The organism is Acinetobacter sp. WCHAc060033, assembly GCF_004209125.1.
Taxonomy (GTDB): domain Bacteria; phylum Pseudomonadota; class Gammaproteobacteria; order Pseudomonadales; family Moraxellaceae; genus Acinetobacter; species Acinetobacter wuhouensis.
This window is the reverse complement of record NZ_SGSW01000009.1, coordinates 100,469-116,370: the sequence shown is the minus strand read 5'-3', so window position 1 is coordinate 116,370 and position 15,902 is coordinate 100,469. Positions and strand designations below refer to the sequence as shown.

16 protein-coding genes and 1 pseudogene are annotated in these 15,902 nt (G+C 39.2%); 11 read left to right on the top strand and 6 right to left on the bottom strand.

Annotated features, from left to right (window positions below):
* The 3 genes from EXE10_RS05855 to EXE10_RS05845 form a co-directional block, all read right to left on the bottom strand.
* The coding region (locus EXE10_RS05855) for a BapA/Bap/LapF family prefix-like domain-containing protein (RefSeq protein WP_130112687.1) at window positions 1-461 on the bottom strand (461 nt) is incomplete at its 3' end.
* 130 nt (window positions 462-591) lie between these two features.
* Window positions 592-1,365, bottom strand: coding sequence for an OmpA family protein (locus tag EXE10_RS05850; protein ID WP_227554840.1), 774 nt, complete (start codon window positions 1,363-1,365; stop codon window positions 592-594).
* 314 nt (window positions 1,366-1,679) lie between these two features.
* Window positions 1,680-2,612 carry an IS5 family transposase gene (locus tag EXE10_RS05845; protein ID WP_130112686.1) on the bottom strand — a complete coding sequence of 311 codons (933 nt, stop codon included), beginning with the start codon at window positions 2,610-2,612 and terminating at the stop codon, window positions 1,680-1,682.
* A 79-nt stretch (window positions 2,613-2,691) separates the two neighbouring features.
* Between EXE10_RS05845 and EXE10_RS22130 the strand changes: the two are divergent.
* Window positions 2,692-2,819, top strand: a pseudogene (locus EXE10_RS22130) (IS3 family transposase); the annotation flags it as partial.
* Window positions 2,820-3,414: 595 nt separating this feature from the next.
* Here the strand turns inward: EXE10_RS22130 and EXE10_RS05840 are convergent.
* Complete coding sequence (locus EXE10_RS05840) at window positions 3,415-4,083, bottom strand: GntR family transcriptional regulator (protein WP_130112685.1); 669 nt, start codon at window positions 4,081-4,083, stop codon at window positions 3,415-3,417.
* A 133-nt stretch (window positions 4,084-4,216) separates the two neighbouring features.
* On the opposite strand from EXE10_RS05840, the gene madL reads away from it, so the two are divergent.
* From madL to nhaA, 10 genes are read left to right on the top strand one after another with little or no spacing between them, the layout of a single operon-like run.
* Complete coding sequence (gene madL / locus EXE10_RS05835) at window positions 4,217-4,624, top strand: malonate transporter subunit MadL (protein WP_130112684.1); 408 nt, start codon at window positions 4,217-4,219, stop codon at window positions 4,622-4,624.
* Window positions 4,625-4,667: 43 nt separating this feature from the next.
* Window positions 4,668-5,429 (top strand): malonate transporter subunit MadM, encoded by a 762-nt coding sequence (gene madM, locus EXE10_RS05830; RefSeq protein WP_068975598.1) that lies wholly within the window; start codon window positions 4,668-4,670, stop codon window positions 5,427-5,429.
* A gap of 15 nt (window positions 5,430-5,444) precedes the next feature.
* Window positions 5,445-7,100 carry a malonate decarboxylase subunit alpha gene (gene mdcA / locus EXE10_RS05825; protein ID WP_130112683.1) on the top strand — a complete coding sequence of 552 codons (1,656 nt, stop codon included), beginning with the start codon at window positions 5,445-5,447 and terminating at the stop codon, window positions 7,098-7,100.
* 16 nt (window positions 7,101-7,116) lie between these two features.
* Complete coding sequence (gene mdcC / locus EXE10_RS05820; protein WP_068975596.1) at window positions 7,117-7,434, top strand: malonate decarboxylase acyl carrier protein; 318 nt, start codon at window positions 7,117-7,119, stop codon at window positions 7,432-7,434.
* Window positions 7,427-8,329, top strand: coding sequence for a biotin-independent malonate decarboxylase subunit beta (locus EXE10_RS05815; protein WP_068975595.1), 903 nt, complete (start codon window positions 7,427-7,429; stop codon window positions 8,327-8,329). The genes mdcC and EXE10_RS05815 overlap by 8 nt, the downstream gene beginning before the upstream one ends.
* Before the next feature lies 1 nt (window position 8,330).
* Window positions 8,331-9,047 carry a biotin-independent malonate decarboxylase subunit gamma gene (gene mdcE, locus EXE10_RS05810; protein ID WP_130112682.1) on the top strand — a complete coding sequence of 239 codons (717 nt, stop codon included), beginning with the start codon at window positions 8,331-8,333 and terminating at the stop codon, window positions 9,045-9,047.
* A 12-nt stretch (window positions 9,048-9,059) separates the two neighbouring features.
* Window positions 9,060-9,737 carry a malonate decarboxylase holo-[acyl-carrier-protein] synthase gene (gene mdcG / locus EXE10_RS05805; protein WP_130112681.1) on the top strand — a complete coding sequence of 226 codons (678 nt, stop codon included), beginning with the start codon at window positions 9,060-9,062 and terminating at the stop codon, window positions 9,735-9,737.
* Window positions 9,703-10,590, top strand: a complete 888-nt coding sequence (gene mdcB / locus EXE10_RS05800) for a triphosphoribosyl-dephospho-CoA synthase MdcB (protein ID WP_130112680.1) — start codon at window positions 9,703-9,705, stop codon at window positions 10,588-10,590. The genes mdcG and mdcB overlap by 35 nt, the downstream gene beginning before the upstream one ends.
* Window positions 10,568-11,494: a malonate decarboxylase subunit epsilon gene (gene mdcH, locus EXE10_RS05795; RefSeq protein WP_130112679.1), complete on the top strand. Its 927-nt coding sequence runs from the start codon at window positions 10,568-10,570 to the stop codon at window positions 11,492-11,494. Before mdcB ends, mdcH begins: the two co-directional genes overlap by 23 nt.
* A 31-nt stretch (window positions 11,495-11,525) precedes the next feature.
* Window positions 11,526-12,860, top strand: coding sequence for a Na+/H+ antiporter NhaA (gene nhaA, locus EXE10_RS05790; RefSeq protein ID WP_165382989.1), 1,335 nt, complete (start codon window positions 11,526-11,528; stop codon window positions 12,858-12,860).
* Between the two features lie 396 nt (window positions 12,861-13,256).
* Here nhaA and EXE10_RS05785 read toward each other — a convergent pair whose 3' ends face one another.
* Together EXE10_RS05785 and EXE10_RS05780 are read right to left on the bottom strand one after the other, a co-directional pair.
* Complete coding sequence (locus EXE10_RS05785; protein ID WP_130112678.1) at window positions 13,257-14,447, bottom strand: hypothetical protein; 1,191 nt, start codon at window positions 14,445-14,447, stop codon at window positions 13,257-13,259.
* Window positions 14,448-14,502: 55 nt separating this feature from the next.
* Window positions 14,503-15,831 (bottom strand): MFS transporter, encoded by a 1,329-nt coding sequence (locus EXE10_RS05780; RefSeq protein ID WP_130112677.1) that lies wholly within the window; start codon window positions 15,829-15,831, stop codon window positions 14,503-14,505.
* Window positions 15,832-15,902 lie beyond the last annotated feature (71 nt).

Genomic DNA, 15,902 nt, shown 5'->3' with positions numbered 1-15,902 from the left:
GTTAAGCTCACACTCGGTGCAAAAGGTTTAATAGTATCTTTCTGAATATTTTTATCATTACCATCTTGTCCAACAATAATGCCACCAACAACACCCGCGCCCACCAACCAAGGTAACAATCCAACAAGCTTACTACCCTCAACTGTTGGTAATAATGCTTCTAATCCTGAAATTTCTTTAAAACCAGAAAGACCATCAAACCAATAAAGAACACAACCATCTTCTTCAAAAACTAAATCTGATGTAACCCCTTCCGCATCTACAACAAAGAAGTTCTCAATAACAATAACTTCTCCATTTTTGAGCTTTAAAATTAAATTATTTCCATCACGAATGAATTCCGCAACATCATCACGATTCATTTTTGTATGAACAATACTTGATTCAGACAAAACAATACATTCAGCATTGACACTGACTTTATTTAGAGAGTCTTTTTCAATTACTATAAAATTACTCATCACACACCCAATAGATAAATTAAATAATTCTTAGATTTAAATGTTAATTACTTAGATAAGCCTGTAATTTCAACCGTTACTCGGCGATCTGGCTGCAAACATGCATGTAATGCTTCTCGCGGCAAACTGACTACTGTTTTTCATCAAAACAACTATTAGTCACTGGTTGACGCTTGCCTGCACTTGCTGTCGAAATCACATTCCCTACCACACCATTTTGAATCAATAGGTTACGCACCGTATCTGCACGGTTTTGGCCCAATTGATTGTTATAACTATCACTTCCCAAACGATCTGTATGGCCAACTAACTTAATTTGACTCACTGAAACAAAGTTGTTGCGAATTTGCGATGCAACGTCTAGTACTTCTTGACGGCCTTTTGGTAATAAATCATTCAAAGAAGAACCATCAAATTTAAATAAAGTATCTGCTGCTAGATCCACTCGAATTGTATGCTCCTGTGCAACAACCTGTGGTTTTACCTCGCAACTTAATGGCTGGCCATTATTGGAAATAAAAGGCTTACCATCAGCTTTGACAGATAGGACTAATTCATTGCTCGCTAACTGCCCTACGTTCAAGTCAATATCACAACTCTGGCATGATGCTTCAGTGCAGTTTTTTACTTTGAAATTATACGTCTCAGGTTTTAATGAATATTGAGCCGAGTTATTTATATAAAAATTTCCAGCTTTAATACTATCGATATAAAATTCAATTGGGCAATTTTGATTTCCTTCTGTATCACCAGCACATAAGACCCCATCTCTTTTTAAACTTATTATTTGATTATTCTTTGTATTTTTTTCTTGAAAACGTAACTCCGAGGGATGCCTATAATTTGATACACAAGCAGTTCCCCCCATACATATTAAAACTAAAAGCAATAAAACCTTATACATTAACAACTCTCCGCAACACATTAATAATTAACATAAGCCTCTATCATTAATGTAATAAAATTCACTCTTCCTCATAATTATTGCACATTTGTAGTTAATATATATGTAATTTACAATTTATTTAACACTACCCCACCGTTTAAGCTAATAAAATAGATTATAAAAATAGGGGAGTTTGTTCAGATAGCATCGTTGGTAAGCTGTGTAGTAATTTATCTTAATTAGAAATTAAAACCATTCCCATAATATTTACATATCAAAAGGGCTTTGTTGCATAAAGCCTTTGAAGGTAAAGTTTCCTAATTTGCTAAAATTTAAGTTACAACTTGGGTATGAGGTCTGCCTAATTCTGTAAATTTATTTAATACAGCTACGCGTGCATGGATCTCATTCACTTGGCTGTCAAAATTCCTTGAGCAGAGTTTATCGCCTAATAATTTGATGCAATGCATCTTAGTTTCGACCAAACTTCGCCTATGATAACCAGACCACTTTTTCCAAAGGGCTCTTCCTAGACACTTAACTGTTTTTAATAACTCATTCCGCTCTATAGATCTCAATTTCTGATCTTTCCATGGCTTTGCATTCTTTCTTGGTGGAATCACGGCATGTGCTTGTCGATCTGAAATCACTTGTCTGCAGCACTTTGTGTCATACGCCCCATCGGTATAGACTGAATCTATTTGTTCATTTGGTGGAATTTGATCCAGTAAATCACCGAGTACTTGTGAGTCACTGACATTATTTGTGGTGAGTTGTACTGCACGTATTTGAAGGGTTTCAGCATCTATACAAATATGTAGTTTACGCCAATGACGACGGTATTCAGGCTGATGTTTCTTACGCTTCCATTCACCTTCACCTAAAAATTTCATGCCAGTTGAATCTACGAATAAATGTAGTCCATCATTACTTTTTTGATAGTTAATCGATATATCGATATGCTTTTGTCTTTTACACAGTGTCGAATAGTCTGGTGAAGTCCAATCTAAGCCACTCGGCTTAATTAGACTTTGAACAAAGCCTGTGACCATGCGTAGAGAAAGACGAAATATGGATTTAATCATTAAACAGCATTGGATAGCTACATCAGAATAGGTTTGATTGCGTCCATATTTGCTTTTTGGTTGAGCGTACCATTGTGTTTTGGGGTCAAACCAAATGGCAATATTTTCTCGATTAATGAGGGCTCGGTTATATGTGGACCAATTCGTTGTACGGTAGATTTTAGGTGTAGGCTTATTCATCTCAAAATTATATTTTAGAATAAGCCTTTAGTGATAGGTTTGTGCAACAAAACCTCTTTAAATTCTTTATGCAACAAAGCTAGGTAGGACTATTGAAGATAAGCGGTTATACAGCTCATCCATTCTTCTTATGATGCCATTCATGGCATCTATTGTTATCATCGCATCTTGGATCTTAAAGAGCTAGGAGAAAGCTGCGGATCCAATTGAACTGCTCCCACTACCAATCAATGATTTACCACATAGTAAAATACCTTTAAAAAGATAAGATATATGTTGGTTATTATTGTTGATTACTACATTTAAATTAGTGACCAAAAATCAAAATACCCCACCTTAAATTACACCACACAAAATAAAAAACTTATATAACTGTTATATATAGGGTTTATTAGAATATCTATTATGTTATTTAGTGTATTTTATGTCTGTGAACATTGCCAAGGTTGGGGTCGGGAGTTCGAGTCTCCTTTCCCGCTCCAAATTCAAAAAGCCCTGATCGAAAGATTGGGGCTTTTTTATTGTTGATTTAATAGATATTTCTCTGATAAGTTAAAAAAACCTTCACAAAAATTCATGATCAAATTTTAATGTGCTGTATTTTTAGTGACCAAAATATGCCTAATCACAATAAACTATGCTAAATAACCACAAATTTCAGCCAATCAGTCAAATTGAATATAATTTAGCATCATCGATCTTACGCAAGCTTGCCAAGATTTAAGTGCTTTTACCATCATTCACCTAAAATATCGAAAAGCAATGTGTCTCGTTACTTTTGCAATCACTCGACACACTCAACTCATTTTCCATAAGTATTGATCGTCGCAATTAAATCAGTAAATTTTTGCCCTTGTATCACAACATGTTCACGCAATAGACGTTCAGCCTCAACTTCATTACCATTGATAATTGCTTCGACAATACCTTCATGTTCAGTAAAAGAATTGCTCATACGGTTGCTAACTCGAAGCTGCAAGCGACGATATGGATGTAACCTTTTATGCAAACTTCCCGCCTGCTCAATCAAAAAGCTATTATGACTTGCAGCATAGATTTGGAAATGGAACTGCCGATTCATTTCATAATAGTTTTCAGAATCACCCGACTCTAGATATTCAGCACAACGTTTGTGTAACTCCAAAAGCTTACTTTTTTCATTTTCTTGTATCCGTCTAGCTGCAAGTCGTCCACACATCCCTTCTAACTCAGCCATCACTTCAAACATTTCACACAATGTCATCGGGTTCACTGCAGGTACGATAGCGCCCCGTCGTGGTCGAATTTCCACAAGCCCCTCAGCAGCTAACAGCTTTAAAGCCTCACGAATAGGAGTTCTTGATGCTCCATAGCGTTCACATAGCTCAGCTTCATCGAGTTTAGTTCCCGGTAAAAAGTGTCCAAAGATAATATCATCCTCTATTTTTTTACTCACTTGCATGGATAAAGGTAAGTCTTTGATTAAATTCATTTCACACCATTTTGTATACAATATTTTGCTTTTTGAGTACAAACGTATTGTTATTTGAATACATTCCAGATATAACTATAACAAAATATAAGGATGTTTATTACTACTAAATCTCAGTCCATGGAGGATCAAGATGATTATTTACGGAACAGCATTACTCGCAATCTGTCATCTGCTAGGTGACTATCTAGGAAATACGCTTGGAATCTTACTCGGTGTAAAAGCCAATGTTGGTGGGGTTGCTATCGCCATGATTCTATTGATTGCCAGTAAGGAACTGTTGGCAAAAAAAGGGTATCTGCCTCAGGTCACTCAATTTGGTGTGTTGTATTGGTCAGGCATGTATATCCCAATCGTAGTTGCAATGTCCGCTGGACAAAATGTTGTCGCAGCAATGTCTGGTGGCATGGTTGGCGTGATCGTTGCCGTTATTTCTCTAGTTGCAACAGTATTGGTTATTCGCTGGCTAAATAAACTAAGCAATGACTATCACAGTTATGAGTGGCCTTCTGAACAAACAAATCAACCGGCTGAAGCTTAAGCCTCGCACTCCTCACATATAAAGGAATTCAGGGAGTTATTGTATGGACGTACTAATTCAGGTTCTGACCAAAAATGCACTGGTCACAGCACTCGCAGTAACAGGGCTGATGATGTTTATTTCCCATCTGCTGTCAAAATATTTGACTGGTGGGAAACTTCAAAGCTCTGCGATAGCCATTACCCTCGGTCTGGTGATTGCCTATTTTGCAGGTGTATATACAGAAGGTTCTAAAGGTGTTTCAGATATTGCCATTTTTTCAGGATTCGCCCTGTTAGGTGGCGCGATGTTACGTGACTTAGCTATTGCTTCCACAGCATTTGAAGTCGATGTAAAAGAAGTAAAAAAAGCAGGCAAGGTAGGCATGATCGCTCTTGCATTGGGTTGTATCATCCCGTTTGTTGCGGGTGCTGGCGTTGCTTGGATGATGGGTTACAAAGATCCAATTTCGATGACTACAATTGGTGCTGGTGCCATGACTTATATTGTTGGCCCAATTACAGGCACAGCAATTGGAGCAAGTTCAGAAGTCATTGCGCTCTCTATTGCGATTGGACTAATCAAATCCGTTTTCTTCATGGTAGGTACTCCTCTCCTCGCTAAATTCATGTACCTAAAAAGCCCTCGTTCAGCCATGATTTTTGGTGGTATGGCTGGTACAACCAGTGGTACAGCTGCTGGTCTTGCAGGTACAGATGTTCGCCTTGTCCCTTATGGCGCATTGGTTGCGACATTCTATACAGGCTTAGGTTGCTTACTCGGCCCGTCTATATTTTTCCTGACAGTCAATGCAATTTTTGGTTAAACATCAGGTGATGAAATGAATAATATGATCAACAAGCGGATATGGAACAGTCAAAAATCCAAACGTTTACAGAAACTTGAACAAGCAAGCCAAAAGGGATTTGAAAAACAAGTTGCTCATTCACGTGCAGTTGAATTGCTTGAAACGGTCATCTCCTGTGGTGACAAAGTTTGTCAAGAAGGCAACAACCAGAAACAAGCTGATTTCTTATCCAAAACTCTAAGTCAGTGCAACCCTGAAATATTGAATAATCTGCATATTTTGCAATCTGTATTGGCACTACCTAGTCATCTCGATGTATTTGAAAAAGGGATTGCTTCTAAAGTTGATTTTTCTTTTGCAGGACCACAAAGTCTGCGCTTAGCTCAACTGGTACAGCAACAGAAAATTTCGATTGGTTCGATCCATACCTATCTGGAATTATATGGTCGTTACTTTATTGATCTAACACCGAATGTCTGCCTGATTACCGCACATTCGGCAGATGCTCAAGGCAATCTATATACAGGTGCCAACACCGAAGATACCCCAGCCATTGTGGAAGCAACCGCATTTAAGAGTGGCATTGTTATTGCGCAGGTCAATGAACTAGTTGATCACGTACCTCGCGTAGATATTCCTTCCGACTGGGTTGACTTCTTTATTATTAGTCCTAAACAAAACTATATTGAACCATTATTTACCCGTGACCCTGCACAAATTACCGAAGTGCAAATTTTAATGGCAATGATGGTCATTAAAGGTATCTATGCACCCTATCAAATTCAGCGTCTGAATCACGGTATCGGCTTTGATACAGCAGCTATCGAGCTATTATTACCAACTTTTGCTAATGATTTAAATTTAAAAGGGAAAATTTGTACAAATTGGGCACTGAATCCACATCCAACCCTGATTCCTGCTATCGAAAGTGGTTTTGTAGAATCCATTCACAGTTTTGGCTCTGAAGTCGGCATGGAGGAATACATCCGTAACCGTTCAGATATTTTCTTTACTGGTGCAGATGGAAGTATGCGTTCCAACCGAGCCTTTTCTCAAGCTGCTGGACTATACGCCTGTGACTTATTTATTGGCTCTACGCTACAAATTGATTTGCAAGGTAATAGCTCAACGGCCACCGTTGATCGTATAGCTGGTTTTGGTGGCGCACCGAACATGGGGTCTGATCCACATGGACGTCGCCATTCTAGTTATGCTTATAGCAAAGCGGGTAAAGAGGCTGTAGATGGCAAAGCCATTAAAGGTCGAAAACTTGTCGTACAGCTGGTAGAAACTTATCGTGAACATATGCACCCTGTCTTTGTTGAAGATCTAGATGCATGGCAACTCCAAGATAAAATGGGTAGTGATTTTCCACCGATTATGATTTACGGCGAAGATGTCACACACATTGTCACTGAAGAAGGCATTGCCAATTTACTGCTTTGTCGTACAGCAGAAGAACGTGAACAAGCCATTCGCGGTGTAGCAGGTTACACCCCTGTAGGGATGAAGCGTGATCATCAAAAAGTTGAAGAACTCCGTGAAAGAGGAATCATTCAACGTCCTGAAGATCTTGGCATTGACCCATCCAAAGCAACACGTGACCTACTTGCAGCTCAGTCTATTAAAGATTTGGTGAAATGGTCTGAAGGTATGTATTCCCCACCAAGTCGTTTTAGAAATTGGTGATGATGGAGCAAATAATATGGAACTATTAAATTTTAAACTTTCCTCCACACACGCAGCGCAGGCTGAACACAATATGATTTGTGGTGTAGTTGGTTCAGGTAATTTGGAAGTATTGGTCAGCCCATTGCAAGACCATCAGACCTGTGAAATTTCAGTCAATACGTCTGCGACTGGATTTCAAACAGTATGGCATGCAGTGCTGACAGAGTTTTGTAATCGACATGCAGTGGGTGGTCTGAAATTTCAGCTGAATGATATGGGTGCAACACCTGCTGTGGTCAGTTTACGTTTAAGTCAGGCTGTTGCAATGCTGAAGGATGGCGAACATGCATAAGATGATTAAAAAAAGTTTTTATGAAAAAACAGCACGCAACCGAATCAACAGTATCGTGGATCAAGGCAGTTTCACCGAGTTCCTTAAACCTGGAACTGTTGAACTCAGCCCTAATTTAAAAGCACTTGATATTCCTGGCAGTTTTGATGATGGCGTGATTATTGGTACAGCTCGTATCCAAAGCTCACCTGTACATATTATTGCCCAAGAAGGTCAGTTTATGGGTGGTGCTGTGGGTGAGATTCACGGCGCTAAAGTGGTTGGCTTATTGCTAAAAGCCATTCAAGACCAGTCATCTGCGGTTATCTTCCTTGTCGATTCTGGTGGTGTACGCCTACACGAAGCCAATGCGGGGTTGATTGCCATTTCTGAAATTATGCGGGCAATGCTTAAAGTCAGAAATGCGGGCATCCCTATCATCACTGTCATTGGTGGCACTTGTGGCGCATTTGGTGGCATGGGCATCAGCGCGTGTCTAAGCAGTCATATCATCATGTCTGAAGAAGGTCGTCTTGCACTTTCTGGACCTGAAGTCATTGAAACCGTCAAAGGTGTAGAAGAGTTTGACTCCAAAGACCGTGCATTGGTATGGCGAGTGACGGGTGGCAAACATCGTTATCTACTCAATCATGTACAACAGCTAACTGAAGATGATACCGATGACATCAGAGATGGCATTATCCATGCACTCTCAGAAACAAGTCAAAAAAAGGATTCAGACATACTGAACCTCGAAACACTGTTGCAAAAGCAGCAATCTCTTGAGGAACAATACACACGCTGGTTCGGTCAAAAAGATGGTCTAGAAATTTGGAAAGGCATGAATATTGAACATGCTGAACAGATTCCAATGCTCAGTGCAGCCGAAGTGACTCAGATTAAACAAGGAGTTTAATATGGAAACTGAAATGATTCTGAAACAGCTGTTTCCACATGATCTGAACTATGACATTCAGGGACATTTTATCTGTGGTTCAGCGCAAACTGCTGTAGGTAAAGTTCGCATTGTAGGTACTGTAAATTCTGCACCGATCAATCAACAAATCGCGATGCAAATTGCATCTGAAGTACTTAATATTATTGCTGAAGATGCGCAGACACCTGTGGTTTTTATTGTAGATACACAAGGGCAGGCTTTATCTCGCTCTGATGAACTATTGTGTCTGAACAGAACCTTTGCTCATCTGGCAAGTTGCGTGGATTTACTGCGCAGAAAACAGCATCCTAACCTTGCCATAATTTTGGGAGAAGCTGTCAGTGGAGGCTTCTTGTCTTATGGTCTGATGTCCAACCAAGTCTTTGCCCTAGAACAAAGTCAGGTCAAGGTCATGGATTTAAATGCGATGTCGCGCGTAACTAAAATTCCAGTTGAACGCTTGAAAGAACTGTCTCAAAGCTCTGCTATTTTTGCACCAGGTGTAGAAAACTTCTACAAAATGGGCGCTATTTCTGCCATTTGGCATACATTAGATGAAAATTTAGTACCCGATGCAATCCAGCAGCAACAGACTCAGATTGATCAATATCTAAATGATGACCGAGGCACTCTTGCCCAGCAAAGGCAAGGTCGCCATTTGTGCAACGATATCGTACAGGCTGTACTTTCAGCTTAGAGAGGTCGTGATATGAACCGCCACCATCTGATTTATCTACAAGCAAATGAGACATTTAGGTTTCTCGATACATCTCTTGCTGTGTCTATACAACAGAAAATACACCAGATGATTGAGCAAAATATACCATTTACCGTATGCCGTCAGGAATCTGTAGACTATTTCAAAGTGGCGGTCAGTTGTTTCATAGATGGGCGAAAATATCGTGTTGCTTTGGCACTGGATACTGTGCCAGTACAGAGTCATAAACCACCTTTGCTTTCTGTGATTGCTGAAAACCTAGACACGCAAACGCAGGCATTGTTACAGGCATTTATACAAAAGATGGAACAAATGTCCTGTTCTGTACAGGTTTACGGTTCTTATGCCAACCAATATTTGTATAAAGAAAATTTTGTTCATGCTCAGTCTGATCTAGATCTACTAATTGAAGTGAATGAGATGAATAAACTTCCGCAAATTATTCAGGCAATCGAACAACTGAAAATACAGATTTCTATCACCATTGATGGAGAAATTGCACTACCTACTGCGCAAAATTTTTCATTCAATGAACTGATTTTCGCCTTGAATCACCAACAAGATACTTTGATTGTTAAAGAATTATACGAAATTCGTTTGCAAAAAATTGCTGAAATACTAGGAGGGAACCTATATGAATTACAGCAATATCGCACTTGCCCAGCCTGAACGTCAGCAACTTGTTCACGGCCTAGCGGCACATATCGACCAACTTGCACTATCGGCACTACATGAAGAAGTGAGTCTTGAGCTTAAACCAGGTCTAGTCTGCCCATCGAGCCAAGGTAGTCATGATGATATGGACTATGCCCTATTCGAGACCAGCATCCATGCTATGCAAGGATATTATGCAACACTGTTTGAATATGGTTTTCATCAACAACCTTTTCAATCCTTACAACAAGCAGGCATCCAGTGTGAACAACGCATGATGCGAGCAACCGATCAAGTTAACACGCATAAAGGTGCAATTTTTAATCTGGGCTTCGCAAGTGCTGGTCTAGGGCAGTGTTTCAGACAAAATCTCCCTTTGAATGCTGAAAATATCTGCCAGCAGATTATGCTCAACTGGCAAGAAGATCTGCTACAAAACCTGAGCAGAAATCCTAACAGCCATGGCCAACAAATGCGTAAAAAATATGGCATTTCAGGTGCGATTGAACAGGTGGCACATGGCTTCCAAATTATTAAGCAGCTTGCTCTACCCTGCTTTCAATCTACTCTCGTAACAACAGGTTGTCACAACAAGGCATCTGTTCAAACCTTACTGACTCTCATCAGCCAATTGCCCGATACCAATATTGTTTGGCGGGGAGGCATGAGTGCTTTGTTTATTGTTCAGGAAATGACTCAACAATTTCTGAAAGATGGTGGCGTTCTTCAGGCCGATTGGGAAAATAAACTCAAACAAATCAATTATTATTTTACTGAGCATCGCCTGAGTCCTGGTGGCAGTGCAGACCTACTCGGGATTACCCTATTTTTTCATAAGGTGGAACATGAACTTTGCCGTGATTTTTAGTGGACAGGGTCTGCAATCTGTCCAGCACCTTCATGAAATTCAAGATCAAGCTTCACAATACGGCTTAACTACACAGCTAAAGTCGCTCATGAATCAGCTTGAGTCTACACAACTTGAGCAAACAAAAACTGAGCAGGAAGCTATTTTTGAAAACACGATTGCACAACCCCTTATTTTTGCATTGCAATATTTAAGATGGCAACAGATTCGTGAGTACTTACCACAACCTGAATTTCTTGCAGGTTATTCATTGGGTGAAGCCAGCGCATTCTGTTGTAGCTCATCTCTACCATTTGCTCAGGCTTTCGAGTTGATCTCTATCAGAGCTAAACTGATGAGCCAACAAACGAATACCCGCTGTGGCATGGCTGCCATACAAGGGCTAAACCGAAATCAATTATTACCCCTGTTGGAAAGAACAAAGACAGAAATTTCCATCCGATTAAATGAAACACACTATATTGTCGCAGGCCCTGTCCAACGCATAGATCAATTAATTCAAGCGGCCAATGAACAAGGGGCACAGCAGGTCAATAGACTGAAAGTTTCTGTACCTTCTCATACTTCATTTTTAAAAAATGCCGCTGAACAGTTCTCCAATTATTGTCATCAATTGCCCATAGGTCGCATGGAACTTCCTGTGATTAGTGCCAGTGAGGGACAAAAATATTTTTCTTATACTCAAGCTTTGCCTATTTTGTCTCAGCAAATTGATCACCCACTAGATTGGTACCGTTGCTTGGAAACACTTAAGGAATATCAGCCAGACATCGTTCTCGAAATTGGTCCAGGCAATGCCTTAAGTAAAATGATTGGTACCGTAATGCCAGAAGTACAAGTTCGGAGTATTGACGATTTCAGCAGTTTTGATGACGTCAGACAGTGGATTTCACGGTTTATTTAAATTCGCGCGCAATTCAGGGAAGGAATCCGAAATGATTCAGAATTCATCATACAAAATACATCCTCTGCAAAAAATCACTGAAAGAGGAATGCAGTATTATCAACTGATTCGCGGCATAGAAGCCATTGGTGGTGCAATTTTATTGTTATTTACTGCAATTGCCCTAGTATGGGCAAATTCACAATATGCTGACAGTTATGCAGCTTTCTTACACACCCAAATCGCTTTTAGCTTAGGTTCTATTGAAATAAAAACAGACCTACATTTTATTATTAATGATGTGCTGATGACTCTGTTTTTCCTAGCTGTAGGGGTTGAGGTACGCAAAGAAATTCATGATGGTACTTTGGCTGATCTAAAATCTGCCTATCTACCTGTCATCGCAGCCTGCGGTGGTGTTATTGTTCCTGCGCTGATTTATCTGAGTATTAGTTTATCTGCTGGTCAGGCACATCAAGGTTGGGCGATTCCAACCGCCACCGACATTGCCTTTGCAGTAGGCATCCTCGCTTTATTGGGTAAAAGAATTCCTGCTTCTGCTCGAATTTTTCTGCTCACTCTCGCCATTATTGATGACATTATCGCAGTACTTATTATTGCGCTATTCTATTCTTCAGGTCTGAATGCTACTGGTGCAATTTTTGTTGTCATGGGATTATTACTGGTCTTTATCATGCAACGTATGGGCATTTTTTCCATGCTACCCTATGCTGTTCCTGCTTGCCTAATCTGGTATGGATTATACATCACAGGTGTACATCCATCACTTGCTGGTGTAATCCTCGGACTGTTAACCCCTGTTGCTGTTCGTCCGTCTAGCCAACATGGATTTAACGGAATAAAAGCGGCTTATGAGCAAATCAAAAAACAACAGGACTGCGTAGAATCTTCTAAAAAATTACAACTGGCAAACCGTGAATTACACAGCCCCGTCAACCGTGTCAGCTATGCTTTTTCACCTTGGGTTGCATTTCTAATTATGCCGTTATTTGCTCTAGCCAATGCTGGTGTTAACTTGACCCAAATCAATTTTGATTATACAGGTGTTTACTCCGTCATTACAGGGATTTCCATAGCCCTAATTTTAGGCAAACCACTCGGAATTTTTCTGATCACTTGGCTTTGTGTCCGTATCGGTATTGCGCAGTTTCCAGCGACGTTTAATTATAGATGGTTACTGTTGGTCAGCTGCCTCGCAGGTATTGGTTTTACCATGTCTATTTTCACTGCAACACTAGCATTTCAACTAGACCCTATTTTAATGGATGCTTCAAAACTCGGGGTTCTGATTGGTTCCATCATCTCTGCATTGCTTGGACTTGCTATAGGTATTTATTTTTTAAAAACTGAACCGTGTAAAATTTGAGGATTTTAAAATAAAGCACTCACCGTAGTGCTTTATCCATTTGACATTTTAGTGTTGATTCTTTGAACTATAGGATCATCAACTAAAAAGAATTGACCCAAAAAAATAATGCTTAAGACAAATCAAACTAATGACTTAACCATTCAACCCAAACATCGAACGAATTCCTCCGTCGTTCCACTCGGTGTCTTGAGCTGATTAACACTGTCTATATTTAAATAAGCTAAAGACACAAATAAAAGGAAAACTATTACATTGAATAATATAAATATGATGGGAAAAATTGAACCTCACTCACCTCTGCTGAATCAATGGAAATTACGGAAGCTACAACCTAACTTTTAATCTATAGTTGCAGTTCCATAAATTTCACACTTAAATTTACAATCTCAAACTTTAGAAGTTATAACCAATGTTAATATTCCATCTAAACTTCCAATCATTACTATAATCAGAGTTTGCCGAGGTATAACCGGTAGAGTTTTTCGCACCACCCAACACATTCACATTTTTTCCTACACTGCCATCAACCCAGATCAAGAAAGGCATCGCATTAAATTGCACACCAAAAGTATCCATTTGTGAATCTGCCCAATCAGAACGATCCTTCATTAAAATACTGTAATCATTGTAAAATTTTACAGATTTTAAATTCGGAAAATATTTGCTTGTTACAGGTTGGGTATAACCAATATTAAAAATACCAATTGTCCCCTCAGAAGCAACAAAATATGCAGGTGTTAATCCATTGGACTGCATCAATATTTTATCGTCATCGACACCTGTTGGATTTTTTGCATCATATTTATAGTGAATCGCTGATGTTTGAAAATCCCATTTGCCATAATTATTTAAAGCATGTAAGCCAAGTGCGTAATAACTGCCATCATCATCGGTCGCTTTATTGTGCAACTGAGAATATGCACCACTCAGTCCAAACTCTTGCTTACCAAAGTCATAATTAAGTTTTTTGGCGACTCGAACATTCACCTGATTGCGCTTTTCGTTCAGATATTGCTTCTGGTTAGGTAAAACATAATCGAGATCATCGGCTGAACCTGCTTCAGGTGCATAACGAGCACTACCATTACTCATGATTGGCATATAGGCCAATGTCAGATCATAATCATCACTAGAGTTTTTCCAACTCACACCGGGTGCAACACTGTCTGCAAATCCTAAAAAGAATGGAATTTGAAATGTCCAAGCATGTTCAGGAAATGGGTAGATGGCAAATGGTTTGTAAATAATACCTGCTTGAATGTCATTATTTTCATTTGGTTTATACCCTACAAAAGCATGTTCAATAGATCGCTTATGATCATCTTGAAATGCGTAACTGGTATCTAAGTAAAATTGATCATATTTCCCTTTGACATTTAAACGCGCATTATCAAATAAAACCTTACCATTATTGTCACTGTCCCAACGCTCATCACGATAGTTAGCTCGGATAAAACCACCGACCTCTAAAGATTTAGAACCATCTTCAGTTTGCCATTTAAATGGTGTCCCTTGCGCTTCTGCAAAGGCATTCATTGACATCAAACAACCGATAAATATGCTCAAATAACTTTTTTTAGACATGAATTTCCCCTTAGCAAATAATTTTTTGAATTATTTGCCCAATCAAATTGTTCAATTATTTATTCACTAAAGCTTTCGGTAAGGATAAAACGATCAGACAACTCAGTAGCAGGCACACAGCAAATACCATCAAAGCACCTTCAGGCCGACCCGTAATTTGGATGGCATAACCCACAAGTGTATTACTCACTAAGCCTGCTAAATTGGCGATTGAACAAGCCAGTGCAAAACCAGTTGCTGCTGCTGTACCTGATAAGAAAGTTGCTGGAAGGCTGAAAAACACAGGAATAGTCCCTGTTGTTGCAATTGCTGCGATTGAGAATAGAACCAAGGTCATCACAATATTGGCACTAAACATATGTGTGAAAAATAATGCGATTGAACCCAGTACAAATGGAATAACGAGATGCCAACGACGCTCTCTAAATTTATCTGAACTGCGACCAATCAATAACATTGCAACCAAACCGATAATGCTTGGAATCGCAACCAACAATCCAATGTGGAAAACGTCCGTCATGCCAGTATTCTTAATGAATGTCGGCAACCAGAATCCCATCGAGTAAGTACACAGCAACATAGAGAAATTAATTGCACCTAATTTCAAAATATTGAGATTAAAAAAACCATCTTTAAAGCTATGCTTTTCTTTAGCAGATGAATTTCCCTCGAGATCTTTCTTTAAATTACTGTCAATAATGTGCTTTTCTTCTTCATTTAACCATTTTGCTTTTGAAAAATGGTTCGGTAACATTTTAAAAGTTAAAATTCCTAATAATACACTTGGAATAGCCTCTAAAAAGAACAACCACTGCCAACCTGTAAATCCATGAACCTGATCAAATGCTCCCATAATCCATCCAGAGAGCGGGCTACCAATAATCACAGCGAGAGGTAAGCCAATCATGAACAAAGCAATAATTTTTCCACGATAATAGGTTGGAAACCAAGTGGTTAAATAATACAAAACACCCGGTAAAAAGCCTGCTTCAGCGGCCCCTAGCAAAAAGCGTAAAACATAAAATTGCATAGGTGTGGTGACAAACATCGTCAAGCCAGAAAGAATTCCCCAAGTAATCATGATTCGAGCAATCCAAATTTTTGCCCCAACTTTTTCCATCACCAGATTACTTGGTACTTCAAAAAGAATATAACCAACGAAAAACAGCCCTGCGCCTAAACCAAAAGCTGCTTCGCTGAGGTGAATGTCGCTCAGCATATGTAACTTTGCTAAGCCGACATTAATACGATCCAAATAGGCCGCAATATAACAAAAGCATAAAAAAGGAATAAGTTTCCAAATCACTTTTTTATAAACTTTAACTTCCTGTTCGGTATAACTTACCTTTCCAATAGATTCAGAAACGATAACATTGGCAGACATATCTAACTCCTTTTAGATAACAAACCAAGTTTAAAATTGATACAATGCAATTGATCATATTTTTCAGCCAA

Bases quoted from the DNA above. Each gene is read 5' to 3' on its own strand.
- EXE10_RS05850 (WP_227554840.1), bottom strand. From the start codon at position 1,365: ATGTATAAGGTTTTATTGCTTTTAGTTTTAATATGTATGGGGGGAACT.
- EXE10_RS05845 (WP_130112686.1), bottom strand. From the start codon at position 2,612: ATGAATAAGCCTACACCTAAAATCTACCGTACAACGAATTGGTCCACA.
- EXE10_RS05840 (WP_130112685.1), bottom strand. From the start codon at position 4,083: ATGAATTTAATCAAAGACTTACCTTTATCCATGCAAGTGAGTAAAAAA.
- madL (WP_130112684.1), top strand. From the start codon at position 4,217: ATGATTATTTACGGAACAGCATTACTCGCAATCTGTCATCTGCTAGGT.
- madM (WP_068975598.1), top strand. From the start codon at position 4,668: ATGGACGTACTAATTCAGGTTCTGACCAAAAATGCACTGGTCACAGCA.
- mdcA (WP_130112683.1), top strand. From the start codon at position 5,445: ATGAATAATATGATCAACAAGCGGATATGGAACAGTCAAAAATCCAAA.
- mdcC (WP_068975596.1), top strand. From the start codon at position 7,117: ATGGAACTATTAAATTTTAAACTTTCCTCCACACACGCAGCGCAGGCT.
- EXE10_RS05815 (WP_068975595.1), top strand. From the start codon at position 7,427: ATGCATAAGATGATTAAAAAAAGTTTTTATGAAAAAACAGCACGCAAC.
- mdcE (WP_130112682.1), top strand. From the start codon at position 8,331: ATGGAAACTGAAATGATTCTGAAACAGCTGTTTCCACATGATCTGAAC.
- mdcG (WP_130112681.1), top strand. From the start codon at position 9,060: ATGAACCGCCACCATCTGATTTATCTACAAGCAAATGAGACATTTAGG.
- mdcB (WP_130112680.1), top strand. From the start codon at position 9,703: ATGAATTACAGCAATATCGCACTTGCCCAGCCTGAACGTCAGCAACTT.
- mdcH (WP_130112679.1), top strand. From the start codon at position 10,568: ATGAACTTTGCCGTGATTTTTAGTGGACAGGGTCTGCAATCTGTCCAG.
- nhaA (WP_165382989.1), top strand. From the start codon at position 11,526: ATGATTCAGAATTCATCATACAAAATACATCCTCTGCAAAAAATCACT.
- EXE10_RS05785 (WP_130112678.1), bottom strand. From the start codon at position 14,447: ATGTCTAAAAAAAGTTATTTGAGCATATTTATCGGTTGTTTGATGTCA.
- EXE10_RS05780 (WP_130112677.1), bottom strand. From the start codon at position 15,831: ATGTCTGCCAATGTTATCGTTTCTGAATCTATTGGAAAGGTAAGTTAT.